This is a genomic window from Frondihabitans sp. PhB161 (assembly GCF_003814635.1).
Classification (GTDB): domain Bacteria; phylum Actinomycetota; class Actinomycetes; order Actinomycetales; family Microbacteriaceae; genus Frondihabitans.
In genome coordinates this window covers 563,701-587,434 of record NZ_RKQW01000001.1, presented here as the reverse complement: position 1 = coordinate 587,434, position 23,734 = coordinate 563,701, and the positions used below count along the sequence as shown (strand labels likewise).

The window sequence follows — 23,734 nt, the reverse complement described above, 5'->3', positions numbered from 1 at the left end:
GCGGCGCACCGCGACCCCTGCCCACCTCCGATCGGTGGACGACCGCGGCCGACTCAGACCGCCGCGACGACCATCCACGCCACGGCCGACAGACCGACGAGGCGCACACTCGTCGCCACGATCGCGGAATCCCGCCACACGGCGACGAACTCCCCGATCGCAGTCGCCAGAGCCAGCAGCGTGATCAGCACGATCGTGAAGCCGACCGGGCTCCCGACGATTCCCGCCCCGACCTGATGGAACGCCACGATGCCCCACGGCACGATTCCGACCGCCGCGCCGTAGCCGAGCGCCCGGCGCGACCCCATGCCACCGCCGGAACCTGCTCCAGTCCCGGCCCTCTCGCGGGCGCTGACCGCCTGGACCATCCTGAACAGCACCCCGGCCGAGGCGAGCGCATAGATGCCGACGAGCGCCCCGACGTCTCTCACGCCGTCGAGCTCGGCCACCACGAACACCGCGATCGGGGTGGTCAGCAGCGGGTCGACCCGCGCTGCCCATCGCGGCGGCAGAAACCTTGCGAGGGCGAGGAGGGCGACCACCACGGCGAACGCGATGCCGACGTCGACCCGCGAGACGAGCCGGGCCGTGTTGCCCCCGAGAGCTGCCGTGACCGGGCGGAGCGCAGGATCCTGGGCTCCCGCCACCACGACCAGCACGACCGTCTGCAGTGCGAGCACGATCCCGACTCCGCGTCGCGCGCGTTCCGACCCGGCCGCCCGGCTCACGGCGTGCTCGCTCCGCGCGGCGGTGTCGGCAGCTCGATCTTCACGCTGCCGTCGATGACTCCGGCGGCCACGGCAGACAGCGACGTCTGGCTGGACCGGGAGTGGTAGCGGATCAGGCGGTAGGCGGAGTCCATGTCGAGCTGATGGGTGTGCGAGATGACACCCTTGGCCTGCTCGATGACGACCCTGCTGTCGAGGGCTCTCTGGAGCTGCTCGCGGACCAGGGTGCTGTCGCGGATGACCCTCTCTTGCAGCACGCTGATCGTCGCGACATCGGCCAGGGCCTGAGCAGCGGTGGCATCGGACTCGTTGAGGGCGCCCTCGAGGTCGCGGAAGAGGTTCAACGATCCGATCGTCTCTCCGCGGAGGCGGAGCGGGATCGCGTGCACCGAGACGTAGCCCGACTCGGATGCCGCGTCGGCGAACGTGGGCCACCGGTCGTGCATCTCAGCCCTGCTCGACACCGACACCACCCGACCGCTCGTCACCGCTTCGACGCAGGGCCCCTCGCCGGCCCGGAGCTGCATGAGGCCGATGCTGCGGCTCGCCTCGCCCGTCGAGACGATCACTTCGAGGTGTCGGTCGTCTGGGCCGAGGATGATGCCGGCCGCGGATGCGTCGAAGAGATCCGTACAGCGATCGACGAGGGTCTGCAGCAGGTCGATGATGTCGTAGTCGGCCACCAGGGAGTCTGCGACGGTCACGAAGGTGCGAACGAGAAGGGTCTCGCGAGAATCGGACACGGTTTCCTCAAATCCTGGAATCAATTGTCGAAGGCGGTGAAGTCAAGTCTGCGGGCAACGACGTCGGCGGCGACGTCGCGGACCGAGCGGCCGCTGGCGAAGGCGTGGCCCTGAAGAACGAGGAGTGCATCGACCGGAGTGATGCCCATCTGAGCGAGCACCATTCCGGTCGCCTGGTGCACTTCACGGCGGGAGTAGTCGCCCCCGCCACCTCCAGCATCCTCGTCCTCGCTTTCCAGTGCCCGAAGGGAACGGCGCAGAACCTGCCGGGCGAGGATCGTCGACAGCAGACCCGCGTCGGCCACCTGCCGCGAGCTCATCGCCCCCGAGACGCGCGAGTAGAGGTCGATGGCCCCGACGTTGATGCCGGCGACGACCAACGGAAAGGCGAACACCGCTGCCAGCCCGGTCTCGTAGAGAGCCTGCCGCGCCAGAGGCCACGAGGTTTCCGACGAGTGCTGCAGGTCGGGCTCGAAGACGGGAAGGCGGGTCGAGAGTGCCTCCCAGCAGGGCCCCTCGCCGAGGTCGATCTGGATCTCGTCCCACTGGGCGGCCGAGTCGTCCGTGACGCAGATGGTCTCGGAGCCGAGAGGGTCGCCCAGGGTCGACACGGCCGCACCGGTCACACCGATCGCCGCGACGAATGGGCCGCAGAGGTCGGAATCCGGTTCGAACGCCTGCGCCAGAGCGAGAGCCGCATCCGAGAAGTCGAGCCGCTCAGCCACAGGCGCACCGAGGCCCCGCTGGCACGAGTCGGTGCGTCGTCATGGGGCCTCCAGGAGCCTGCGTTCATCCGGTGATCGGGTCACGGAGCGCTGGGCCTAGGTGCCGGCCGTGCCTCACCTTAGCCGTGGTGGGCGCCTGCTCGGACGCTTGGAGTCGAACGCGCGCGGCTAGACGCGCGAAGCATGCCCGCGCGAAGCATCGGCCGCGAGACAGCGATGCGGCCGAGCGGCGTCAGCTCATCGGCCGCTGAGGTCGAACGGTGCCTGCCCCGAGTCGACCGTAGTGAGGTAGCCGCCATCGGCGAGCGCCGAAGGAAGGGCGACGGCACCGCGCACCCTCGGCACCCCGCGCACGAGGTCGATCTCGATGACCGTTCCCGTGCCGGCCCGCGTCACGAAGAGCTGCGAGCCGTCGTTGGTCGCTGCGAGAAAGCGCGCCTGCGAGCCGGTGCCGGTGGTCTGACCGAGAGTGGGCAGAACAACGCTCTTCTTCGTGCCGGTGAAGAGCCCGTCTCGACCCCTGCTGACGAGAGTGAGGGTGTCGGTGCCGTCGTGGGTGACGACCGCGGCAGCAAAGCCCTTCGCGACAGCCGCCCGCGTGGCGACTCCGGTGCCGAGCGAGAGGGTTGCGACGCGCGAGGTGCGGGTCGACGAGGAGGTCAGCAGCGCCTCGATATCGGCGGCCGGCTGCGTCGATGTCGGCGCCGACTGAGCCTGCGTTCCGACCGCCGTCGTGCCGTCGGGAGCCATGCGCGGGCGGTAGCTCTGGACCGCGACCTGCGGGTAGGGGGTGCTCGTCGAGCGCCCGAAGCCGCGCTTGGTCACCAGCACCGTCTCGAAGCCGTCGTGCAGGGTGGAGCCGATCACGCGGCCGTCGGCACTGATGATCGGGCCGTGCGGATACGCGCCGAGCGCCGTCGTCGCGGTGACCGGCGGGGTCGAATCTCCCTTCAGGATCCTCGACACCGAGTACGAATCGAACCGACCCCCCGCGGTCACGACGAGCCGGAGCGGCGACCCGACCAGGAACGTCTCCATCTCTTCGGTGCCGGTCTCCCCCGTCGTCGCCAGCTTGACCTCAGAGGTCGTGATCCGCGCCGTCTCGACCCTCTTCTTCGCGAGGTCGATGACGCTGACCTGCTGCTTCGTCGACCCGTCGAAGTCGGAGCCGACGGCGATGTACCGGCGTGACGGGTCGGCGGCGAGCCAGCCCGCGCGCTCCCACCGCCCATCCTTATTCAGGATCCGATAGCTCGCCACGACCGACGGACGTCCCGTGGCCGAGATGCTCACCACCTCGAGCTGGGGCTTCGACTCGTCCATGAAGGCGATGCGCCCGTGCCCGAGCTGCACAGTGCCGGCGTGCGTACCGAATTCGATGCCCTTGAGGCTGCCCGTGCGTCGTCCCGTCGCGGGGTCGACGACGTAGACCGCGTGTGCCGCGGGGTCGGCGGCGACGAGCCAGTCGTGGCCGGCGGAAGTCGTGTGGGTCGCTGTGGTGTGGGTTGCTCGGGTGGGGGCTGCCGTGGCCGCGGTGGCCGCCGTGGCCGGCAGTGGCGCTGTAACTGCCGCGCCGACGAGGAGCGCGAGGCCGACGGCCGCTGCCTGGATGCGGGTGAGGGAGGGAGATCTCATGGGAATCTTTTCTAGTCAAGAATGATTCTCAGAGCTTATCGATAAGTCTTCTCATTAAGCGAGCTAGCTGGCCCGGCAGAAACGAATCCGCTCAGCGCGCGGCTACAGACGCGCAAAGCGTGCCCGCGCGAAGCTGTACGCCCCGTAACAGATGAGCCCCACCCCGACGGCGATCAGAATCACCTGCCCGAAAGGCAAAGCGGCGAGCGCCTTCAGCGCGCCGTCGAGACCGGAGGCCTTCTGCGGGTCGAGCGTGGCGGCAGCGACGATGAAGAGAATTCCGACGACGAAGACGGCGACGCCTTTCGCCACGTAGCCGAGAATGCCGAGGCCGGTGATGGCACGACCCGTGCTTCCCGACGGCAGGGCGATGTCATCCAGGAACTTCCGCCTCGATCCCTTCGCCACGAAGTAGGCGCCCACGCCGATGGCGATCAGGCCGACGACGACCAGAAGGATCCGACCACCCGGCAGCGTGAGAATCGATGCGCTGGCATTGGTGGACGTGCTGGTGGAGCTCGTAGCGCTGCCGAGAGCGGTCTGTGCCGCCGTCAATCCGAGGGCCACGTAGGCTGCCGCCTTCGAAGCGGAGACCAGGCTGCGCACCCAGCGCTTCTTCGACGACGAGCCGATGCCGAGCACCGCCTGAATCACCAGCCATAGCCCCAGCGCGAACAGGCCGATGACCGTCAGCCACAGGATGATCGTGCCACCGGGGAGCTTGGCGACCTGAGCGAGGGCGCCCGACTGGTCTGACTTACCACCCTGGTGCAGGGCGACGCGGATCGCGAGGTATCCGAGAAGGAGGTGGACGAGGCCGCTGGCGGCGAATCCGGCGCGTGCGAGCACTTCGAGGGCGTGGCTGTCGCCGACCTTCCCGGCGGCGGAGCGGATCTCCCTGGGGCTGGTCATGGCGTTCTCCGATAGCTGGTGGTGCGTCGTGGGGCAATTCTGGGCCATGACGGCACCATGCTCGCGCCCCGTGACCTCATCCGTGCCGAGATCGCACTTGTGGTCGGGTGCACCCGACCGCAAGTGCGATCTCGGCGCACGACTTAGGCGCCGGCGAGGTGCTCCTCGAGGACGTCGCGGACGGTCGTCCAGGTGTGGGTGCCGTAGCGGTCGTTGTCGACGTGCAGCAACTGCGCGTGGCCACTGAACATGCTGACGAAGTACTGCATCCCCTGCCAGGCCGGGAACGTCTCGTCGGGGTTCTTGGACAGGCGCTTGACGACCTTGCTCATGACAGACAGGGTTCCGGTCGTGCCGGCCCACTGCAGCTTGAAGGGCGTGCCGGTGAGCTCGGTCAGCGTCCGGGCGATGTCGCGGGCCGTCACCTGAGCGCCGGCGATCTCGATGACGCGGGGCGCCGTATCGTCGAGAGCTGCCAGGGCGGTGACCCGGGCGACATCGTCTTTGGTCGTGAAGTCGAGAATCTGGTCGGCGGACGACCAGAAGAGGACCCGCCGACGGTCGAAGAGGATCATCGGCGCCTCGCTGGCGATCAGGTCGGTGAACATTCCGTTGAGGATCGAGGTCGCCTGGATGGGCGCCGCATCGACCTCGGCTGCGAATTCACGACGGATCTCGAAGTTGCGGTTACTGCCGGGGGCGATCGAACGGTAGTCGGCCGAATAGTCGGACGGGATGAAACGCGGCACTCCGGCGGCGACGGCCGCCTTCAGAAGAGCGCGCTGCGCATCGACGATCACGGGCCGGATGCCGCTGACGGCCGACACGACCACATCGACCCCGGTGGACGCGGCGGTCAGCGCGGTGTGGTCCGAGTAGGCGGCGCTCACGACCTCGATGCGGTCGTCATCGCCGAACAGCGCGGAGGCCGATGCGGAGCCGGGTCGGGTGAGGACCCGGAGCCGGACATCGTGCTGCAGGAGTTCGCGGACGATGCGTTGGCCGAGGTCACCGGTGGCGCCGGCAACGAGGATGGTTGTGGTCATGAGGAACGTCTCAATCGTGGGAGGTTGAAGAAAGCGGGCGGCGGGATCGTTCGGGGGAAGCGACAGGGTATTCGTTGGCTGCTTGGGTGTCGGAGATGGAGGACTCGACGTCGCCGGCCCCCAGTGCGACCCGGGCGAGCAGCCGGCGCAGCTGCGTTTGCTCGGCGGGGCTGAGATGTCGCATGAGGACACCCTCGGCGTCACGGAGGGCCACACGTGCCGACGCCAGCAGAGTCCTGCCGACATCAGTCGGATACACCTGGCGCACGCGCCGATCGGTCGGATTCGGTCGACGCTCGACAAGCCCGCCCGATTCCAACCCGTCGATCACATAGGTCATCTGGGTCTTGTCGATTCCGAGACGGTGAGCAAGTGCCAACTGCGAGGAGGGCTCCTCTGTGGTGATCGCCACGAGCACCTGGTACCCCCGTGGACCGCCAGGAATGTCGGCGACCGGCCTCGTGCCTAAGCGGGAGAACCCCTGGTACATCACCGCGAGAGACCAACCGAGTTCGGTCTCGATACCGGCGGCACCCCAATCGATGTCCGGAAGCGACACCGGTGTGCCGGTCGTCGACGAAGTTTCCATAGCTGAACCGTACCTCTGCAAGATCGTCTTTGTCAAAGATGATCTGAACCAGCGACGACCCGACCGATGGCGACTAATGCCAAAAGGTGCGAGCAACTTCGGGCAGTGGTCAACCGAGTTCGTGTACCCGACTACGGTGAGCCAGTGCAGCTGGAACTCTTCGCCGTCATCGGCATCGCGGTCATCGTCACCGTGGCGGCATTCTCCAGACGCCTCGGCTTGGCCGCGCCGATCATCCTGGTGCTCGTGGGTGTGGGTTTCTCCTACATCCCCGGGGTTCCGGCAATCGAGATCCCGCACGACGTCTTCCTTGACGGTCTCCTGCCCCCGATCCTGTTCGCGGCCGCAATTCGCGTGCCCGTGGTCGATTTCCGCCGCAACTTCGAGTCGATCGCCAGCCTGTCGTTCCTGCTCGTCCTGTTCACCACCGCGGGCGCCGGACTTCTCCTGCACCTACTTCTCCCGGGCCTGAACCTCGCCCTTGCTTTCGCGTTGGGCGCGGTGATCAGCCCGCCGGATGCTGTTGCGGCGACCTCGGTCGGCCGCCGCCTCGGGCTGCCGCCCCGCCTCCTCACGGTGCTGGAGGGAGAGGGGCTGATGAACGACGCGACCGCCCTAGTCCTTCTGCGCTCCGCCACCGCAGCGGCCACCGGCGGCTTTCTCACGCCCTGGTCGGCCGGTCGAGATTTCCTGTTCGCCGTGGTCGTCGCGGTCGTGATCGGTCTCGCTGCCGGCTACGCCACGGTCGTGGTTCGGTCGAAGTTCACCGACCCGGTTCTCGACACCGCCCTCTCGATCGCGGTTCCGTTCATCGCCTTCATCCCGACCGAGGCCGCTCACGCCTCGGGCGTTCTCGCCGTGGTCGTGGCAGGGCTGTATTCCGGGCATGCCAGCCCGAGTCGATTCACGGCCCAGGCGAGGATCAGCGATCGGATCAACTGGCGCACCATCCAGTTCCTCCTGGAGAACGCGGTCTTCCTCATCATCGGGCTCGAGATCCGTACCCTGATCGAGCAGGTGCACAGTTCCGGCAAGACCGGCGTCGCGGAGACCATCGGGATCGGACTGCTCATCACCATCGGGCTGATTGCCCTGCGATTCGCCTGGCTCAGCCCCCTCGTTCTGGCCCTCAAATTTCGGGAGCGGCACAAGGAGCGGGACACCTTCCGGCGCTGGCTCTCCCTCGAGCACGACCTGCGCCTTCCGAAACGCGGACTGATCGCGAACCGTCGACGCCAGACCGCCACCCTCCGCTATGAGCGGCAGCGTGCGGACCTCGATCAATTGCGTGCCGAGAGAATCGACTGGAAGGGCAGCCTCGTGTTGTCGTGGTCCGGGATGCGCGGCGTCGTGACCCTTGCCGCCGCCCAGTCCCTCCCCGACTTCCCGTACCGACCTCAGCTGGTGTTGATCGCGTTCGTCGTCGCGGTGACCACGCTCATCGGCCAGGGCGCCACCCTGCCCATTCTGATTCGCGTCCTCCGCATCCAGGGGGTCGACCGGTACGACGACCGCCGTGAACTCGCGACCCTGCTGGACGAGATCAGCTACGGCGCCCTCGAAGTGATCCGAAACCCCGACGATGCCACCGACAGTGTCGACGGGGTCGATCCCGACGTGCTCGAACGCGCTCGGCAGGCATCGTTCCTTCGAGCCGAGTCCGCCTGGGAGCGATCGGAGAAGAACGTGTCGTCGTCCGATGAGACCCCCCACCGGGTCTACCGGCAGGTCCGGCTCGCGATCGTCGAAGCCGAGCGAGAACGCCTCCTCGATGCCAGGAGCCGCGGCGCGTATTCCTCTCGGGTGCTGGCCGAAGCGCAACGCATGCTCGATCTCGAAGAGACGCGGCTCACTCCGCGGAGGTGACGAGGAGGTGACGAGGAAATGACGCTGAAGGCGTCTCACTCGTGAACGTCCTTTTTGCGACCGGACTCAAGGATGAGCACTGACTCCTCCCTCAGCCCGGGGTCGTATTTTCCGAGTCTCCGAGGCCGCCAACCAAAGACCGAGTAGACCTGAAGTATGAGAGCTCTCACGTACCAGGCCGTCACCAAGGTGTCTGTCGAAGAAGTCCCCGATCCCACCATCATCGAGCCCACCGACGCCGTCATCCGAGTCACCTCGGCAGCAATCTGCGGCAGTGATCTGCACCTGTACGACGCCCTCGGCCCCTACCTCGACAAGGGCGACGTCCTTGGCCACGAGACGATGGGCGTCGTCACCGCCGTCGGAACCGAGGTCTCGCGCATCAAGGTCGGCGACCGCGTCGTCGTCCCGTTCGTCATCGCCTGCGGTCACTGCTTCATGTGCGACCGCGGCCTGTTCTCGCAGTGCGAGACCACTCAGGTCACCGAGTACGACTCCGGCGCCACCCTCTATGGCTTCTCGAAGCTCTACGGCCAGACCCCGGGCGGACAGGCAGAGCAGCTTCGCATTCAGCGTGCTGACTTCAACCTCATCACCGTCGGCGCGACCCTGCCCGACGAGCGGTACCTGTTCCTCAGCGACATCCTTCCGACCGCCTGGCAGGGCGTCGAGTACGCCGAAGTTCCCGACGGCGGCACGCTCGTCGTTCTCGGTCTCGGACCGGTCGGCCAGTTCGCCAGCCGCATCGGCGTCCACAAGGGCTACCGAGTGATCGCCGTCGACCCCGTTCCCGAGCGCCGCACCATGGCCGAGCGCCACGGTGTCGAGACGCTCGATCTCACCGACGACGTCTCGGCGATCATCAAGAAGATGACCGACGACCGCGGCCCCGACTCCGTCCTCGACGCCGTCGGAATGGAAGCCCACGAGCACGGCGCGGTGGGGCTGTTCCAGAAGATGGCCGGCGTTCTTCCCGACGCTGTCGGCCAGGCCGTCATGCAGAAGGCGGGCATCGACAGCCTCGGTGCCATGCACCTCGCGTTCGACGTCGTCCGCCGCGGTGGCACGGTGTCGCTCAGCGGTGTCTACGGCGGCACCGCCGACCCGACCCCGTTCCTGAACCTGTTCGATAAGCAGATCAGCCTCCGCATGGGGCAGTGCAACGTTCAGAAGTGGACGGAGACCCTCATGCCACTGGTCGAGGATCCTGCGGATCCCCTCGGCACCGAAGACCTCGTGACGCACCCCGTGCCGCTCGAGCAGGCCGCTGAGATGTACGACCTCTTCAAGACGAAGGGCGACGGCTGCATCAAGGTCGTCCTCAAGCCCTGACCTGGTCGCCAACCACTAACAGTGCTGTGACACCGGCCCTAGCAAGCACTCGCTAGGGCCGGTGGTGTGTTGCCTTGCGTCGCAGGTCGACGAGCCCAAGCGTGAGCGCCGCTCCCGAGAACACCAGCGAGACGATCAGAGCGAGACTGAGCGCGTCGGCGAAGGTACCTACCTCGGATGCCGGCATGCCCTCGGTCCGGGAGGCGACAGCCGAGCCGAGCAGGGCGAAGAACACCGTGCCGAGGACGGTCTGCCCGGTAGCCGACCCGATCCGCTGAGCGGTCTGCAGCACACCGCCCGCGGCCCCGCCCATGCGCGGATCGACGTCCATGAGCGAGAGTGTCTGGTTCGGGGTGACGATGGCGCCGCCGGCGATTCCGAGCACGAACAGCGTCACCGCGAGACGCAGGATCACGGTGGCCGGGTCGGTGAGGTCGGGCTCGCCCTGGATGACGGCACCGATCGCGATCGTGCCGGCGAAGAACACCGACACCGCGCCGACGACGAGCGGGCGCCCGATCCGGGGCACGAGTCGGCCCGCGACGGGAGCCCCGAGCACAGAGCCGAGCGCCAGCGCTGACACTCCGAGGCCCGATTGCAGGGCAGTGAAGCCGAGGCCGTTCTGGTAGTAGAGCGACAGGATGAGAGGGATCCCGGTGTTGCTGCAGAAGAACACCACAGCGAAGGCGACTCCGGTCACGAAGGTAGGAACGCGGAAGAGCTGCAGGTTCAGGAGCGGCGACGCTGCCTCGCGCGTGAGCCGCGACTCGCGTCGGAGGAACAGGACGAGGAAGACCGCCGCGGGGATGAAGAAGACGAACACCCAGCCGCTGTGCACCTCGTTGACCTCGACGATCGGGAACAGGACGAAGAACAGCGCCGCGCCGAGGAGAACCGCACCGGCGATATCGAGCCGGCCCGACCCGGATCCTTTGGGCTCCTGTTTCGGCACCCATCGACGCGCCAGGATCACCGCGACGATGCCGATCGGCACGTTGATGAAGAACACGAGTCGCCACCCGAAGTCGGAGCCGCCGAGAGCGATCAGGAGGCCACCGATGACGGGCCCGAGGGCCGTGCCGACGCCGACCGAGAGCCCGAGACCGCCGAACGCCCGGCCGCGCTCGGATTTCGGGAACGCGTTCTGGATGTAACCGGACACCTGTGGCCCGATGATGCCTCCGAAGAGCCCTTGCACGACCCGGGCGGCGATGATCACGAGCGGCACGGGAGCGAGGCCCACGCAGGCGCTGGCGAGCACGAAGCCCGAGACTCCGATGATGAACATGCGGCGCCGCCCTCGGGTGTCGCCGAGCCTTCCGCCGATGACGGGCATGAGGCCGAACGCGAGGATGTACCCGCTGACGATCCACTGGAGCTCCGCCGGCCCGGCTCCCGTCGAGCGTCCGATCGACGGGAGGGCCACGTTCGTGACGCTGACGTCGAGCAACGCGGCGAACTGGCCCATGAGCATGACGAACAGCGCCCGCCAACGTCGGGGATCGAAACCCTGGGCAGGGGACGACTCGTGTGCCGTGTTCGAGACCGTGAGCTAGCGCCTCCGCAGCGTGAAGACGAGATGCAGCAGAGGTACCGCCGCCGTCGCCATGAGAACTGTGCCGAGCACCTCGTCGGTCGACCGCAGGAAGACGCCGCCGACGAGGAGGGCCGCGAAGACGATTGCCGAGCCGAGTCGGTTGACGGAGCGTTCGACCGACCGAAGACGGCGGTCGACCTCGGGTGTCCGGACGGCGAGTTGACCGCGCTCGATCCGGGTCGCGAGCTCGTCCATCCTCCTCGGTAGCCGAGCGAGAGTGGTGCCGTAGGCCAGCGCCTGCTGGGGCAGGTCGCGAAGAGCATCGCGGCCATTGGTGCTGAGGATGGTGCGAGCGAAGGGGTCGACGGCGTCCCACATGTTGAAGTCGCGATCGAGGGCGCTCGTCACGCCCGAGACGAGCGAGATGGTGCGGATCAGGAGCAGGAAGCTCTCGGGCAGCTGGAACGGGAGGACGCGGATCGTCTCCCCGAACTGCCGCCCGAACGCCTCCAGCTCGCGCGGATCGATGGTCTGGAGCTCTGCAATGCCCAAGCCGCCGAAGCGATCGAACAGCGCCGACATGGCCCGTTCCAGTTCGTCGGTGTCAGCCGTCGACAGCAGCACGCCGAGTTCGCCCAGCGACGCGACCAGGGCTCGGCTGTCGCGTCCGACGGCGGCGAGGATGAAGTTTCGCAGGCCGGCGCGGAGCGGGTCGGAGATCTCGCCCATCATGCCGAAGTCGACGTAGGTCAGGTGCCACTTCACGCCGGCACCGGTGTCGGATCTTGCCGCGTCGGATCCTGCCGTGTCGGACCCTGCCCTGCTGGATCCTGCGGCGATCGGGGTGACGAAGATGTTGCCCGGGTGAGGGTCGGCGTGGAAGAACCCCGCGACGAAGATCTGCTGGAAGGTGACGCGTGCCAACTCGTCGGCGACTGCCGAAGGATCGATTCCCGCCCTGTTGAGGGCCTCGACATCGGTGATCTTGATCGCCGAAACGTCGGAGAGGGTCAGCGCTCTCAGCGAGCTGCGTTCCCACACCACCACCGGCGCCTCGACCACCGGGTCTCCGGCGAAGTCGGCGGTGAAGCGCTCGGCGTTCGCTGCCTCGTGCAGATAGTTGATCTCTTCGAGACTCGTCGCGGCGAACTCCTCGACGAGTGCGGGGGCATCGGCGCGCTTCGACACGAGGCTCACATGCGAGAGCCAGCCGCCGATGCGGCGCAGCGCCGCCAGGTCGACAGCGACGATCTCGTCGATGCCGGGTCGCTGGATCTTGACGATGACGTTTTCGAATCCCAGGTCGGCCGCGAGCGCGGGCGACAGCCGCGCCCGGTGCGCCTGACCGAGGGAAGCCGCGGCTATCGGAGTCGGGTCGAAGAAGGCGTAGGCCGACTCGAGCGGCATGCCCAGCTCGGCGACGGTCTGTTCGCGGATCTTGTCGAAGGGCTCCGCAGCCACCTCGTCTTGCAATCCCTGCAGTTCGTTCGTGACCTCCGGCGGGAGGATGTCGAGTCGCGCCGAGAGGAACTGCCCGACCTTGATCATCAGGCCGCCGAGGTCGACCGCCAGCACGCGAAAGCGCTGGGCGAGAAACTGCAGCCTCGCGGTTCGACCGCGAGCGGCGAACCGCCGAAGACCGATGCGCGGGAGGAAGAGCTCGTACCACCAAGCCTGCGCGAGAAAGATCCAGGCGAACCGCACGATCTTGCGGTAGCGCTTCCGGGAGGCTCGGCTGGTCTGCGGCGCGGCGGGCGTGCCACTGGCCTGCGGCATGCCCTACTCCTCGGCGAGGATCGCGTAGAGCTTGCGGCGCGCCTCATCCACGACGGCGACGGCCCGCTCGGTCTGACGCGGCGTGCCGGTCTGGGCGACCAGCGTCATCACCTGGGCCAGTTTCGCGGCGGACTTCGTGAGAGCGAGAGCTCCGTGCACACCCTGACCCCACGGTTGCTGCGGTGCCTTCGGTGACCCGGAGGCGGCGTAGGCGGAGCCGGTGTTGGCAGAGTCGGCAGCAGCAGAGGCAGCGGCAGCAGAGTCGGCAGCGGCAGCAGCGGCGAAGCGCCCCGTGTCGGTCAGCGAATAGACCTTGCGTTCGCCGACCTGCGCGGCCGAGACCAGTCCTTCATCGTCGAGCACCTGCAGAGTCGGGTAGACCGTACCGGGGGTCGGTTTCCACGCACCGCCGGATCGGGCTTCGATGGCGCGGATGATCTGGTAGCCGTGCATCGACTCCTCGCTGAGTTCGCGGAGAATGGCCGCCCGAATGTCGCCGCCTTCTCCGTCGCCTTCTCGGACGTCGGGGCTCGCGTCCGCCATGGAGGGGGAAGAGAAGGTCTGCCGGAGACCTTCGACGGCACCCCGCAGATCGAAACCGGGCGAAGACGACGAGCGCATAACAGGGTGTCCCTTCAGGACGCATGGCGGATCTTGACGATACATCTCGGCCCTGGACGGCGTGTCTCGTCTGACTCGTCCTCAAGCGTTCGGGCCTAGCCGGCGGATCCTGCCGTCTCTCTGGTCACAGCGAGGGCGCAACACCCAGCTGGCGTACGAGCGTCGGAATCTGCTCTCGGAACGGGAAGAACCCCCGCGACGCGTGCGGCCACGCCAGGCTGTCCCACCGTCGGCGGACGCTGACGAGGGCGACCCCTTCCGAGGCGAGGATCGGGCGGAGCTTCTCGAGCCTCTCGTGGACGGGGCCGACCGGTGCGAAGGGGACGACCACGGTGTCGAGCTGTTCGGACTCCGCCCAGCGCAGGACGGTCGAGGGGAGCGTGTCGGCGAGGATCCGGGCCGGGCGTTCGCCGGCATCGAGAGTGCGGGCCGCGGCATCGTCGAGGGCCGTCGCCGTGAACGCCGCCACGGCCTCCGATGCCTCGAACGGAGATCGCTCTCCCGAGTCGGCGACTGCGGCAGTCGCCACCAGCCGGTCGGCGAGCCCGGGCTGCTCGGCGAGCAGGCTGGCGGCCTCGAGGTCCTCCTCGTGCAGCAGCAGGCCGACACGCTCACCGATCTGCCCCACGACGTCGTCCCGCTCGATAACCGCCCGCGGCGGGAGGGGATCCTCGGCGAGCGCCCGGGCCTCGCTGGCGAGCCCGGTAGGCGAGAAACGGCCCTCCGTGTACTGCGCGATGTTGGAGGCCGACGCGAGGTAGGTCTTGCCCTTGGTCTGCAGGCCCGCTACCCACCGCCACGACAGCGTGTTCGACGCTGCGTCTCCGTCGAGCAGGTGCCGGTAGAAGAAGTCGGCGCCGAGCTGCCAGGGCAGGCCGAGGGTGAAGATCCAGATGCTGGCGAACCACATCCGCGTGTGGTTGTGCAGGTAGCCGGTGTCGATGAGCTCGAGCGCCCAGGCGTCCATCGCGTCGATGCCGGTCCGCCCGGCCACGGCGTCGCGGTAGGCCTCCGGGAGATCGCCGGTCGCGAACTCCCCCACGTCGCGGCGATAGCGACGCCACACCTCGGGGTTCTGTTCCAGCCAGCCCTTCCAATAGGTGCGCCAGAACACCTCCTGCACGAACTTGTCGGCACTGCGAAGGCTGTGTCGTTCGAGGACGGCGGCGACGACTTCGTGCTCGGTCACCAGGCGATGGCGCACGTAGGGCGACAGCTCTGAGACGTTGTCCCTCGACACACCGAGGTCGTGATTGCGGTTGCGGGCGTAGTCGGAGCCCGCGCGGGGGACGAACTCATCGAGCGCGTCGAGGCCGGCGGATCGGGTGGGGATGAACACTGCTCCATCGTGCGCCCCGTGACGCCGCAAAGGCCGACAAAGGGGACGGATTTGGCGAGCGCCGGTGTCGCGACTCGACTAGCTCGGGCTCAACGCTTCCTCGTCTGCCGCGACGTTCTTCTGCACCGCGAACTGGGTCCGGTGGAGTTCTTCGTACCGCCCACCCATGGCCAGCAGTTCCTCGTGCGTGCCGCGCTCCACGATCGATCCGTCCTCGATCACCAGGATCGTGTCCGCGCTCCGGATCGTGGAGAGGCGGTGTGCGATCACCATGGCGGTCCGTCCCTCGAGCGCCTCGCTGAGCGCCGCCTGCACGGCGGCCTCCGACGTCGAATCCAGGGCCGCCGTCGCCTCGTCGAGGATGACGACGCGCGGCTGGGCGAGCAGGAGTCTCGCGATCGTCATCCGCTGACGCTCACCCCCGGAAAGCCGGTAGCCGCGCTCCCCCACCATGGTGTCGAGCTGGTCGGGCAACGACCGGATGAGCGGTTCGAGCCGTGCTCTTCGGACGGCGTCCCACACCTCGTCGTCGGTCGCCTCCGGCCTCGCCAGGCGGAGGTTGGAGAGGATGGTCTCGTGGAACAGGTGGCCGTCCTGCGTCACCATGCCGAGGGTGTGACGCATTGACGCGAAGGAGACGTCGCGGACATCCGTTCCCGACAGGCGCACGGCGCCGCTGTCGACGTCGTACAGGCGCGAGAGAAGCTGCGCGATCGTCGACTTTCCGGCACCGGACGTCCCGACGAGGGCGACTGTCTGCCCCGGTTCGATCCGGAAGGAGATGCCGTGCAGCACCTCGTCGCCGCCGCGGGTGTCGAGCGTGGAGACCTCCTCGAGGGAGGCGAGCGACACCTTGTCCGCCGACGGGTAGGCGAAGCGGACGTCGTCGAACTCGACGGCAACCGGCCCATCGGGAACGCCGGCGGCGTCGGGCTTCTCCTGGATGAGCGGTTCGAGATCCAGCACCTCGAAGACGCGCTCGAAGCTGACCACCGCGCTCATGATCTCGACTCGGGCACTCGCGAGGCCGGTCAGCGGAACGTAGAGGCGGGTGAGGAGGAGTGCCAGGGTGACCACGTCGCCGGTGTTCAGCTGGCCGCGAAGTGCGAGAAAACCGCCGAGCCCGTACACGAGAGCGAGGGCGAGAGCGGAGACGAGCGTCAGGGCGGTCACGAAGACGAACTGCAGCATCGCGGCGCGCACCCCGATGTCGCGCACGCGGGCGGCGCGCACGCGGAACTCCTCGGCCTCGTCGTCGGGCCGGCCGAACAGCTTGACGAGGGTGGCGCCGGGCGCCGAGAAACGTTCGGTCATCTGCGTGCTCATGGCGGCGTTGTGGTCGGCGGCTTCACGGCGCAACGCGGCGAGTCGACTGCCCATCCGGCGCGCGGGAATCAGGAAGATCGGCAGCATGACCACGGCGAGGACGGTCACGATCCAGGAGGTGCTGAGCATGACGATGAGGGTGAGGATCAGCGCCACGACGTTCGTAACCACGCCCGACAGCGTGCCGCTGAAGGCCTGCTGCGCCCCGATCACGTCGTTGTTGAGGCGGCTCACGAGGGCGCCCGTCCGGGTGCGGGTGAAGAACGCGATCGGCATCTTCTGCACGTGGTTGAAGACCGCCGTGCGGAGATCCAGGATCACACCCTCGCCGATGCGCGCCGAGTACCAGCGCGTCACGAGCGACACACCGGCATCGGCCAGGGCCACCCCGGCGATGCCGATCGCGAGCCAGACGATCGTGGCGATCGCGCCGTTGGCGACGATGACGTCGACGACCCTGCCGGCAAGCACCGGCGTCGCTACCGCGAGGAACGCTCCCACGACCGACAGGAGGATGAAGACGATCAGCTTGGCCCGGTAGGGCACCGAGAACGTCAGGATCCGACGCACAGAGGCACGCGAGATACCGTGCTTTCCGTCTCGGGCGGACGAGATCTTGTAGAGCGAGCTCCAGGCCGCGGACTCCATGCTCATTGCGGTTCCTTCCGTCGACCCCCGGCCCAGCCTGGTCGGTGCACGTGGCGGTGGTGCAGCCGGGAGCACGGCGAGACTAACCCACTCCGCGCCGTGCCGTGAGCGTCTCGACCGCCGACCGATGTCGCGCACGGGGGCCCGCCACGCCCGGGCCCGTACCGGCGTCCCTGCGAGACTGGGGGCATGCCCGCCCACGGTTCCCCTCTCCAGCGTCTCGGCTTCCTCACGATCGGGTCGTTCGACCCCGCGTCTCCGGCCGCCGGCCACGAAGACACCCTGCGCGTGATCGAGCGCGGCGAGCAGCTCGGCTTCGACAGTGCGTGGCTCCGCCATCGGCACCTGCAGCCGGGTATCTCGTCGCCGGTCGCGATCATGGCCGCCGCGTCGCAGCGGACGAGCCGCATCGAGCTCGGTACTGCCGTCACGCCGATCGGTGCGGAGAACCCGTTCCGCCTCGCCGAAGACCTGGGCACCGTCGACGTGCTGCTGGGCGGCCGACTGAACCCCGGCTTCTCGGCGGGAACCCCGATGAACTTCGACCTGTACCGCGACGCGATCTACCCCGACACCGCCGACCACGAAGACCTCGGCTACGACCGCCTCCTTCGCCTGCGCGACCTGGTGCGGGGCGATGCGGTCAACCCCTCACCGGAACGACGCGGCATCGAAGAGTTCAGCGACATCGTGCAGCCCCACTCCCCCGGCCTCGTCGATCGCCTCTGGTGCGGCGTCGGCAGCACCCGGTCGGCGGTGTGGGCGGGTGAGAACGGCTTCCACCTGCTGGCATCGAGCGTGACTCGCGCCGAGCAGGGCACCGACTTCGCCGTCAACCAGCGCGCCCAGATCGATGCCTACCGCGACGCCCATCAGCATTCCGCATCCGCTCGCGTCTCGCAGGGCCTCGTCGTGGTGCCGACCGACTCGGCGACGCCGGAGCAACGGGCCCGCTACGCCGCATACGCGGAATCGCGAGCGGGTCGCGTCGGTGTGCCCCAGGGCCCGGGCAAGCTGCTGTTCGCGGCCGATATCGTCGGCACCTCGGCCGAGATCGCCGACACGCTGCACGCCGACCCGGCCTATCAGGCCGTCGACGAGGTCGCGTTCGCGTTGCCCTTCGCGCTCGAGCCCGACGACTACGCGCAGATCCTCACCGACCTCGCCCAACACCTCGGCCCGGAGCTCGGCTGGGCGCCCGCCGCTGCCTAGTCAGATGTCGTCTAAGACGCTCGCCGTCCAGGATCCTGCAGCACCGAGACTCACTCGTCGTCGACCGCGAGGGTGACGACATAGCCGAAGGGAAACTCGACGTCGCCGCTGCCGTAGATGCTCGTGTATGACCGCCACCCGGTGTGGAGACCACCACGACCAGGATCCGCCACCACCGGCGCCGTGGTCTCCGTATCCATGAGCCCGACGTGTCGCGCACCGGGCTCATGACCGCCGCACCCGGACGAGGCCCGAGACCGTCGCTGTCGTGGACCAGAACGCACCGGACACGGCGAACATCCACCACCGCACCACGAACCCGCCGCGACGGCTGCTCGACCGCATCGCCATACGTGTCGTACTCCCACTCGACCGCGAGGCGATCACCGAACAGGCGAGTCACCCACGCCGCGTCGGCCGGGTAGAGCTCCCACTCGACGTCGTCGCCGACCGTGATGAGGAGCCGCTCCTCGGCGAGCTGCCAGTCACTGAACCACACGAGCATGGGGCCATGCTCGCAGGTCGGGCCTCGGTCGCCGCCCACTCCGCACAGGAGCTCAGGATCCCGGTGGTCCCGAATAACCTGTCGGCGGGCGTCCTCGACACGGTCGGCTCCCGCGGCACGAGCAGCAGCGTGCGCCCGCTGGCGGCGCGGCCCTCACCGCGTCCGACGGGCGTAGCCCCACTCCTAGAGTGAGCGAATGGAAGAACACTCCCAACCCCCTCGGCGAAACCCCCGCCTCATGCGAATCCTGGCGGTCGGATCCCCCGTGGTCGGCGTGCTCAGCCTCGCGCTGGGCATCGTGGAACTCGCCCACAATGATCCATCCGGCTATATGTCCATCATTCTGGGCGTCGTCATGCTTGCTCTGGGCTACACCTACATCCGCATCCTGGCCGGCCATCGAAACGGGCAAGTCTCAAGCACCGAGGAGCACAACGACCATCCCGAGCACCCCACCGGCATGCAGTAGGCATCAGACGGTCGTGTCGAAACTGCCCGACCGTGCGAGTTGCGTCTAGGCGTTCACTTAGCGAGGCGACCTAGCCGCCACACCCGCGGCTAACTGCGGAAGGTGTTCCGCGGCGTCGGCGCGGGAGACGGTCGATCTCACTTTCCCGGGAGGCCATCTGCGTTCTCAGCTGCCGAGCAAATTGATTCCAACGACAGATGTGTGGCGCCCAGATACGTTCGCCATCCCTGCTCAGCGATCGTTGAGCGAAGGGTGCGCGCGTCGGATGACGGCGCTCATCTGCTCGAGCGTCAGCTCTCCTCGAACCCAAGCATCCTCGGCCGCGGTGGTGACGTCGGAGGCTTGGCCTCCCTCGAGGGCGGTGGAGGTGCGAGTCTCGTCTACCATCTGTTGCCGGCGGGCACGCTCGGTCTCGGTCGTCGACGTGGCAATCTGGGTCCTCCCCCGTTGTCAATAACTTCTACCAACCCGGCGGCAAAAACGAAGGACGCCAGGTTTTAACGCTAAAGGTTCTGACGATGAGTTCTGACGATTCGGCAGGGCTGTAGGTCCGAGGCCCTCCCAGATGCCCTCCGGCCACGGCAGAAACGATCGTTTCTGCCGGCTTTCGTTGGCGATCGATTATCAAGCGCCGGTCCCGACAAGGTCGAGAGTCGGGGTGACCATCTTTGTTACCCGCTTGGTGCACGAGTGGCGGGTCGGTTTTAGACCAACCCGCCACTCGTGAACTTAGAGCCTCGGCGATTAGGCCGAGCGGTGACTCTTATCCCTGCGATATCCCATGAAGAAGAAGATCAAGGCAACGACGCCGACGGCCACTAGGGCGAGGGCCCAAGTCTGACCGAGCAGAAATACGACAATGCCTATAGCTAGCTCGATAGGCGCTAGAACCAGGCCGATAGCCCAAAAGCCACGGCGCATTGACTCCACGTCATCCTGGTCAATCTCCACTGTTTCAGTCCTTTTTAGATCGTTTAGCAGTTTCCGTTTGAACCTAAGTAGTAGACCCCTAGGGCTGCTCCGGTAGCTCCAAAGAGGAACGACCCAACACCGAGACCAGCAGCAACAAGTGGGAGTGTCAACCCGGCGGTAAAGGGAGACAACACCAAAGCACCAGCAGCGAGGGCAAAACCTGCAATGCCGGCCACCGCAGCAGTCGCCCCACAAGCGGATATGGCCTGCCCAGTGGGATCACTCCCGTTGACAGGATCCCCACCAGCGAATTGGTATCGGTTCGCGTTGGACGGGTCGAGTGGTGCGTCGAGCGTGTCCCGCTGCGTCCAGGTACCGGTCTCGGCTTCGTACCAGCGAATGCCGAACTTGACGAGTCCGGAGGCACGGTCAGTCACGCCAGCCTTGAACGCGTAAGGATTCTGGCCTGCGCCATTTCCAGTACCGCCTGCCGTAAGGGCCTGAACGCCGTAAGGGTCGTAACTGTAGGAGAACGAGTTGGTGGCGAAGTCCGTAAGCAGACCGACAGGGTTGCCAATGCCATCCCAGACGTACAAGGCGTCGATGTCCGATGACGTGGTCAGCATGAGTGCCTGGCCTGTAATCGGGTCGCTGTACACGTGCGCACCGTTGCCGTTGGACGTGTTGGTGGTGAGCTGAGGGTTTCCCTGCTGGTCGTTCTTGCCGTACGTGTAGTTGTACGAACGTCCCCCGTCGGTAGCTGCGGAAAGCAGCGCCTTCTGGTCGGCGCCGGCGTAGGTGTAGTTCGTAGAGACGCCTGTCGCCGTGTTCTTCGCAGCGGTCATCTGCTGGAAGCCGTTATACGTGTACGTCGCACCCGGTGCTGCGGTGAGGTTTCCGGTGGCGTCGTAGGAGTACCCGGCCGTGGTGATCTGGTTCGCAGCGTTGTACGCCAACGACTGGGTGGAAGGGTTCGATCCGGTGACGACCGCGCTGGTGCGGTTGCCACGGGCGTCGTAGGCGTACGTGTAGGTGCTGTTGGTTCCTGCGCCACCGGACTGGGCAACCTTGGTCAGGCGGCCCTGGGTGTCGTAGGTGTACTTCGTCAGCTGCCCACTATTGGCAAGACCCGTGGTGGTGTCTTTCGTCCACTGGAGCTTTGCGTGATCGGCAGTCGAATCGGTGCCACACGTGGGTGCAGCGGAGGCGCTGTTATAGCAGTAGACCGTGTCGAACACGAGGGTGTTCGAGGAGTCACCGGTGCCGGTGAACGACTTCAGTTCCTTGACGCGACCGGAGGTGTCGTAGCTGGTCAACTCGTGAGCAGCCCACGTGGTGTTGGCCGTGTTGCTGGACTGCAGCCACGTGTCGGTGCGGCGTCCCTGGTCGTCGGTCTTGTACCGGACGACCTGAGTGCCGGAACCCTTCGGGTAGGTGGTGCTGGTGAGCTTCCCGGCGGGGTCGAACGTGTTCGTGTACGTGCCGAACGAGTCGGCCGAGGACACCTGGTTGGAGGCCTGGTCGTACGTGTACGTCTCGGAGCCACCGGCCGTGTTGGCGGTGGTCAGCTGACGGTTCAGCTGGTCGAACGTGTTCGAGATCGTGCCGGTCGGGCTGACCGACTTCGTCAGGTTCCCGGCGGCATCGTAGGTGTTCGTGACCGTGGCGGATCCGTCGGCCAGGGCGGTCGTGAGGAGCCGGTCGTCCTTGTCGTAGGTGTACCGGGTGGTGTTCCCGCGCCCATCCGTCTCAGAGGCTTTCCGGCCGTAGGAGTCGTAGGTGTAGGTCTTCACCCCGAGAGCTGTGCCCGTGATCGTCACCGGGGTGACGGTCGAGAGCTGCTTGTTGGCGTTGTAGGTGTACACGGTTTTGTTGGTGCCGTTACCGGGTGCCAGGGCGGTGTCGACGGTGCCGTTGTCGTTGTAGGTCAGCGTGGCGGTCGCGCCGGACGCGTCCGCGTTGGTGAGCTGGTTACCGGCACCGTTGAACGTCTGAATGCTCTTGTTTCCGTCAGCATCCGTGGTGGAAGCCGGCAGATACGCCGTCGACGTCGTCGACCCATAGGTCGTTGACGTCGACGCGCCGCCAGGAGCCTGCGACTTTGTCAACGAGTTGCCGCTGTTGGCGCCGTAGGTTCCGGACGAGGTGCCCGTACCGGCAGCGCCCGTCGCACCGACGGTCGCAGTCGCGGTGTCGGCGTTGGCGGTGTAAGTACTCGATCGCTCACGGCCCGCCGCATCAACAGCCTTATTCACCAGCTCCTGCGAGGAATTGATCGAATATGTGGTGTGATCGACCGTCGCGACGGCGACGCTGGCATCCGTGTTCGGGCCCGCAACAAGAGTCTGCGTCGCCGACGGGTACGTGAGCCTGGTGGTGGAGGTGCCGGGGGAACCGGCGGTGGTGTTCTGCTGGTCGATGCGGGTCACCGTGTGGGTGGTGCCGCTGTAGGTGAACGACGTCACCGCGCCGGTCGGACCGGTGATCGACGTCAGGTCGTGCCCGGAGTAGGCGAACGTGGTCGTGTTCCCGGCCGCGTCAGTGAAACCCGTCAGGTTCCCGGAGGAGTCCTTCTGGTACTTCACCGTGCGGGTGTTGTACTGGTCCGCCGTCTGGGTGATCGTCGTGGCGAGGGTGCTCGGGTTGAAGTTGAGCGCCGCCGTGCGCGAACCGCTGGGACCGGCCGTCGACACGACGGTCGCGGGAACCCCGGCTGCGTAGTCGTTGAGGGTGGTCTTGTTGCCGTTGCGATCGGCGACCGACGTCGCGACACCATCCGTGTTGAAGGTGACTACCTGGCGGGAGGTGCGGTCGGTGAGGGTGTACCCGGTCGTGCCGGTGCCTTTGACGAGGTCCTGCTTGAAGCCGGCAGGCGAGGTGTAGGCACCCGTCGTGGAACCGGAGACGGGCGTGAACTTCCAGGTGACACCATCGCCACCGGTGTAGACCACGTTCGTTCCGACAAGCGACAGGCTGCCGGCGGACGCGAGGCCGAGGGACCAGTTGTAAGCGGCAGCGGTCGAGTTGGAGCCGGTCTGCCAGCCGAGCGAGTTGTACGTCTGACCCAACGGGATGGTGCTGTTCACTCCGGGAAGAGCGAGACCCTGCGTGGAAACGAGAAGGTTGCCGGTCGCGACATCGACAGACGCGGAAACCTGGTCGCTGATACGGAACGGCAAAGAGGTCGCGCTCGGACGCGAGCCGGTGAGACCTGTCGATGAAGGACCGGTCGGGATGGCCGCATGAGCGACCTGTGCAAATCCGCCGACAAGGCCGATACACGTGACACCTACAAGAGCGGTTCTCAGGGCGAAAACCTTCCCGCGGCGCGGTGGAAGAGTGGCAGAACTGGGCATTTAAACCTCATTGTTTGTGATCGAAAAGAACACGAACACCAGGAAGAGCTGTCGCCAGTCCGAAGCGGTCGCGTGAGACCGCTGGTTGAAGATTTCCCCCCTGAGGATTTCCTAAAACACCGCCCTAGAACGCAAGGTACACCCCCAATTCGAGGGAGAATCACCCCCCTTACGGGGGGTTCCCGGTCGAGGATCCCGTGCACAATAATTTGCTCTTGTCATCGGCTCTGTTGCCACCGTTCGGGTCCAATCGCTTGCGTCCGTGCACGCGTCTCGCACGCCAACTAATGCCCATCCATCGCCGGTAACGATCGGCGCGTCTCACTCGCTATATGGATAAGTCCCCCGGACTTTCCCACTCAAGGGTGGAGGCGGCATCACGCTGTACATCTTCACCGTCGCTCCCTCGTTCATCGAGGGCGAATCGGAGGCGCGCAAGCTCCGCTAGGTAAAAACG

General features: G+C 66.8%; 19 protein-coding genes and 1 pseudogene. 4 read left to right on the top strand and 16 right to left on the bottom strand.

Annotated features, from left to right (window positions below; genetic code table 11):
• Positions 1 to 53: 53 nt before the first annotated feature.
• The 7 genes from EDF39_RS02905 to EDF39_RS02875 all read right to left on the bottom strand — a co-directional run bounded on the left by EDF39_RS02905 (position 54) and on the right by EDF39_RS02875 (position 6,378).
• Complete coding sequence (locus EDF39_RS02905; protein WP_123940337.1) at positions 54 to 680, bottom strand: hypothetical protein; 627 nt, start codon at positions 678 to 680, stop codon at positions 54 to 56.
• A gap of 44 nt (positions 681 to 724) precedes the next feature.
• Positions 725 to 1,471, bottom strand: coding sequence for a GAF and ANTAR domain-containing protein (locus tag EDF39_RS02900; RefSeq protein ID WP_055964134.1), 747 nt, complete (start codon positions 1,469 to 1,471; stop codon positions 725 to 727).
• 20 nt (positions 1,472 to 1,491) lie between these two features.
• Positions 1,492 to 2,196: a GAF and ANTAR domain-containing protein gene (locus EDF39_RS02895; RefSeq protein ID WP_123940335.1), complete on the bottom strand. Its 705-nt coding sequence runs from the start codon at positions 2,194 to 2,196 to the stop codon at positions 1,492 to 1,494.
• Positions 2,197 to 2,433: 237 nt separating this feature from the next.
• On the bottom strand, positions 2,434 to 3,831 hold the full coding sequence (locus tag EDF39_RS02890; RefSeq protein WP_123940333.1) for a hypothetical protein: 1,398 nt from the start codon (positions 3,829 to 3,831) through the stop codon (positions 2,434 to 2,436).
• 102 nt (positions 3,832 to 3,933) lie between these two features.
• Positions 3,934 to 4,743, bottom strand: a complete 810-nt coding sequence (locus tag EDF39_RS02885) for a DUF1206 domain-containing protein (RefSeq protein WP_123940331.1) — start codon at positions 4,741 to 4,743, stop codon at positions 3,934 to 3,936.
• Between the two features lie 143 nt (positions 4,744 to 4,886).
• A complete protein-coding gene (locus EDF39_RS02880; RefSeq protein ID WP_123940329.1) occupies positions 4,887 to 5,789 on the bottom strand; it encodes an NmrA family NAD(P)-binding protein in 903 nt (300 codons plus the stop codon).
• Positions 5,790 to 5,799: 10 nt separating this feature from the next.
• Complete coding sequence (locus EDF39_RS02875) at positions 5,800 to 6,378, bottom strand: MarR family winged helix-turn-helix transcriptional regulator (RefSeq protein WP_123940327.1); 579 nt, start codon at positions 6,376 to 6,378, stop codon at positions 5,800 to 5,802.
• Positions 6,379 to 6,522: 144 nt separating this feature from the next.
• Here EDF39_RS02875 and EDF39_RS02870 point away from each other — a divergent pair, with 144 nt between their 5' ends.
• Both EDF39_RS02870 and EDF39_RS02865 read left to right on the top strand, forming a co-directional pair.
• The gene (locus EDF39_RS02870) at positions 6,523 to 8,244 is read left to right on the top strand and encodes a sodium:proton antiporter (RefSeq protein ID WP_123940325.1); all 1,722 of its coding nucleotides are present in this window, start codon (positions 6,523 to 6,525) and stop codon (positions 8,242 to 8,244) included.
• Positions 8,245 to 8,400: 156 nt separating this feature from the next.
• Positions 8,401 to 9,576 carry an alcohol dehydrogenase catalytic domain-containing protein gene (locus EDF39_RS02865; protein WP_055964143.1) on the top strand — a complete coding sequence of 392 codons (1,176 nt, stop codon included), beginning with the start codon at positions 8,401 to 8,403 and terminating at the stop codon, positions 9,574 to 9,576.
• A 52-nt stretch (positions 9,577 to 9,628) separates the two neighbouring features.
• On the opposite strand, the gene EDF39_RS02860 is transcribed toward EDF39_RS02865, so the two are convergent.
• The 5 genes from EDF39_RS02860 to EDF39_RS02840 all read right to left on the bottom strand — a co-directional run bounded on the left by EDF39_RS02860 (position 9,629) and on the right by EDF39_RS02840 (position 16,829).
• Positions 9,629 to 11,044 (bottom strand): MFS transporter, encoded by a 1,416-nt coding sequence (locus tag EDF39_RS02860; protein WP_199726122.1) that lies wholly within the window; start codon positions 11,042 to 11,044, stop codon positions 9,629 to 9,631.
• An 84-nt stretch (positions 11,045 to 11,128) separates the two neighbouring features.
• Entirely contained in the window at positions 11,129 to 12,889 is a 1,761-nt protein-coding gene (locus EDF39_RS02855) for an AarF/ABC1/UbiB kinase family protein (protein WP_123940321.1), read from the bottom strand.
• A gap of 3 nt (positions 12,890 to 12,892) precedes the next feature.
• Complete coding sequence (locus EDF39_RS02850; protein ID WP_199726121.1) at positions 12,893 to 13,510, bottom strand: PadR family transcriptional regulator; 618 nt, start codon at positions 13,508 to 13,510, stop codon at positions 12,893 to 12,895.
• Between the two features lie 124 nt (positions 13,511 to 13,634).
• Positions 13,635 to 14,849, bottom strand: a complete 1,215-nt coding sequence (locus tag EDF39_RS02845) for an FAD-binding domain-containing protein (protein ID WP_123940319.1) — start codon at positions 14,847 to 14,849, stop codon at positions 13,635 to 13,637.
• Positions 14,850 to 14,927: 78 nt separating this feature from the next.
• Positions 14,928 to 16,829: an ABC transporter ATP-binding protein gene (locus EDF39_RS02840; protein WP_123940317.1), complete on the bottom strand. Its 1,902-nt coding sequence runs from the start codon at positions 16,827 to 16,829 to the stop codon at positions 14,928 to 14,930.
• A gap of 183 nt (positions 16,830 to 17,012) precedes the next feature.
• On the opposite strand from EDF39_RS02840, the gene EDF39_RS02835 reads away from it, so the two are divergent.
• Entirely contained in the window at positions 17,013 to 18,035 is a 1,023-nt protein-coding gene (locus EDF39_RS02835; protein ID WP_123940315.1) for an LLM class flavin-dependent oxidoreductase, read from the top strand.
• Between the two features lie 50 nt (positions 18,036 to 18,085).
• On the opposite strand, the gene EDF39_RS17425 is transcribed toward EDF39_RS02835, so the two are convergent.
• Positions 18,086 to 18,235, bottom strand: coding sequence for a hypothetical protein (locus EDF39_RS17425; RefSeq protein ID WP_158613141.1), 150 nt, complete (start codon positions 18,233 to 18,235; stop codon positions 18,086 to 18,088).
• 41 nt (positions 18,236 to 18,276) lie between these two features.
• Positions 18,277 to 18,540, bottom strand: a pseudogene (locus EDF39_RS17900) (DUF6578 domain-containing protein); the annotation flags it as partial.
• Between the two features lie 196 nt (positions 18,541 to 18,736).
• Here EDF39_RS17900 and EDF39_RS02825 point away from each other — a divergent pair.
• Positions 18,737 to 19,009, top strand: a complete 273-nt coding sequence (locus EDF39_RS02825; RefSeq protein WP_123940311.1) for a DMT family transporter — start codon at positions 18,737 to 18,739, stop codon at positions 19,007 to 19,009.
• 231 nt (positions 19,010 to 19,240) lie between these two features.
• Here the strand turns inward: EDF39_RS02825 and EDF39_RS17895 are convergent, their stop codons facing one another.
• On the bottom strand, positions 19,241 to 19,396 hold the full coding sequence (locus EDF39_RS17895) for an antitoxin VbhA family protein (protein WP_158613140.1): 156 nt from the start codon (positions 19,394 to 19,396) through the stop codon (positions 19,241 to 19,243).
• A gap of 587 nt (positions 19,397 to 19,983) precedes the next feature.
• Positions 19,984 to 23,100, bottom strand: a complete 3,117-nt coding sequence (locus EDF39_RS02820) for an RHS repeat domain-containing protein (protein WP_158613139.1) — start codon at positions 23,098 to 23,100, stop codon at positions 19,984 to 19,986.
• Between the last annotated feature and the right edge of the window lie 634 nt (positions 23,101 to 23,734).

What these genes read in the sequence shown, in the direction of transcription:
- EDF39_RS02840 (WP_123940317.1), bottom strand. Translation starts at nt 16,829, where the DNA reads ATGAGCATGGAGTCCGCGGCCTGGAGCTCGCTCTACAAGATCTCGTCC.
- EDF39_RS02855 (WP_123940321.1), bottom strand. Translation starts at nt 12,889, where the DNA reads ATGCCGCAGGCCAGTGGCACGCCCGCCGCGCCGCAGACCAGCCGAGCC.
- EDF39_RS17895 (WP_158613140.1), bottom strand. Translation starts at nt 19,396, where the DNA reads ATGGTAGACGAGACTCGCACCTCCACCGCCCTCGAGGGAGGCCAAGCC.
- EDF39_RS02875 (WP_123940327.1), bottom strand. Translation starts at nt 6,378, where the DNA reads ATGGAAACTTCGTCGACGACCGGCACACCGGTGTCGCTTCCGGACATC.
- EDF39_RS02865 (WP_055964143.1), top strand. Translation starts at nt 8,401, where the DNA reads ATGAGAGCTCTCACGTACCAGGCCGTCACCAAGGTGTCTGTCGAAGAA.
- EDF39_RS02850 (WP_199726121.1), bottom strand. Translation starts at nt 13,510, where the DNA reads ATGCGCTCGTCGTCTTCGCCCGGTTTCGATCTGCGGGGTGCCGTCGAA.
- EDF39_RS17425 (WP_158613141.1), bottom strand. Translation starts at nt 18,235, where the DNA reads ATGGATACGGAGACCACGGCGCCGGTGGTGGCGGATCCTGGTCGTGGT.
- EDF39_RS02825 (WP_123940311.1), top strand. Translation starts at nt 18,737, where the DNA reads ATGGAAGAACACTCCCAACCCCCTCGGCGAAACCCCCGCCTCATGCGA.
- EDF39_RS02835 (WP_123940315.1), top strand. Translation starts at nt 17,013, where the DNA reads ATGCCCGCCCACGGTTCCCCTCTCCAGCGTCTCGGCTTCCTCACGATC.
- EDF39_RS02885 (WP_123940331.1), bottom strand. Translation starts at nt 4,743, where the DNA reads ATGACCAGCCCCAGGGAGATCCGCTCCGCCGCCGGGAAGGTCGGCGAC.
- EDF39_RS02890 (WP_123940333.1), bottom strand. Translation starts at nt 3,831, where the DNA reads ATGAGATCTCCCTCCCTCACCCGCATCCAGGCAGCGGCCGTCGGCCTC.
- EDF39_RS02880 (WP_123940329.1), bottom strand. Translation starts at nt 5,789, where the DNA reads ATGACCACAACCATCCTCGTTGCCGGCGCCACCGGTGACCTCGGCCAA.
- EDF39_RS02860 (WP_199726122.1), bottom strand. Translation starts at nt 11,044, where the DNA reads ATGGGCCAGTTCGCCGCGTTGCTCGACGTCAGCGTCACGAACGTGGCC.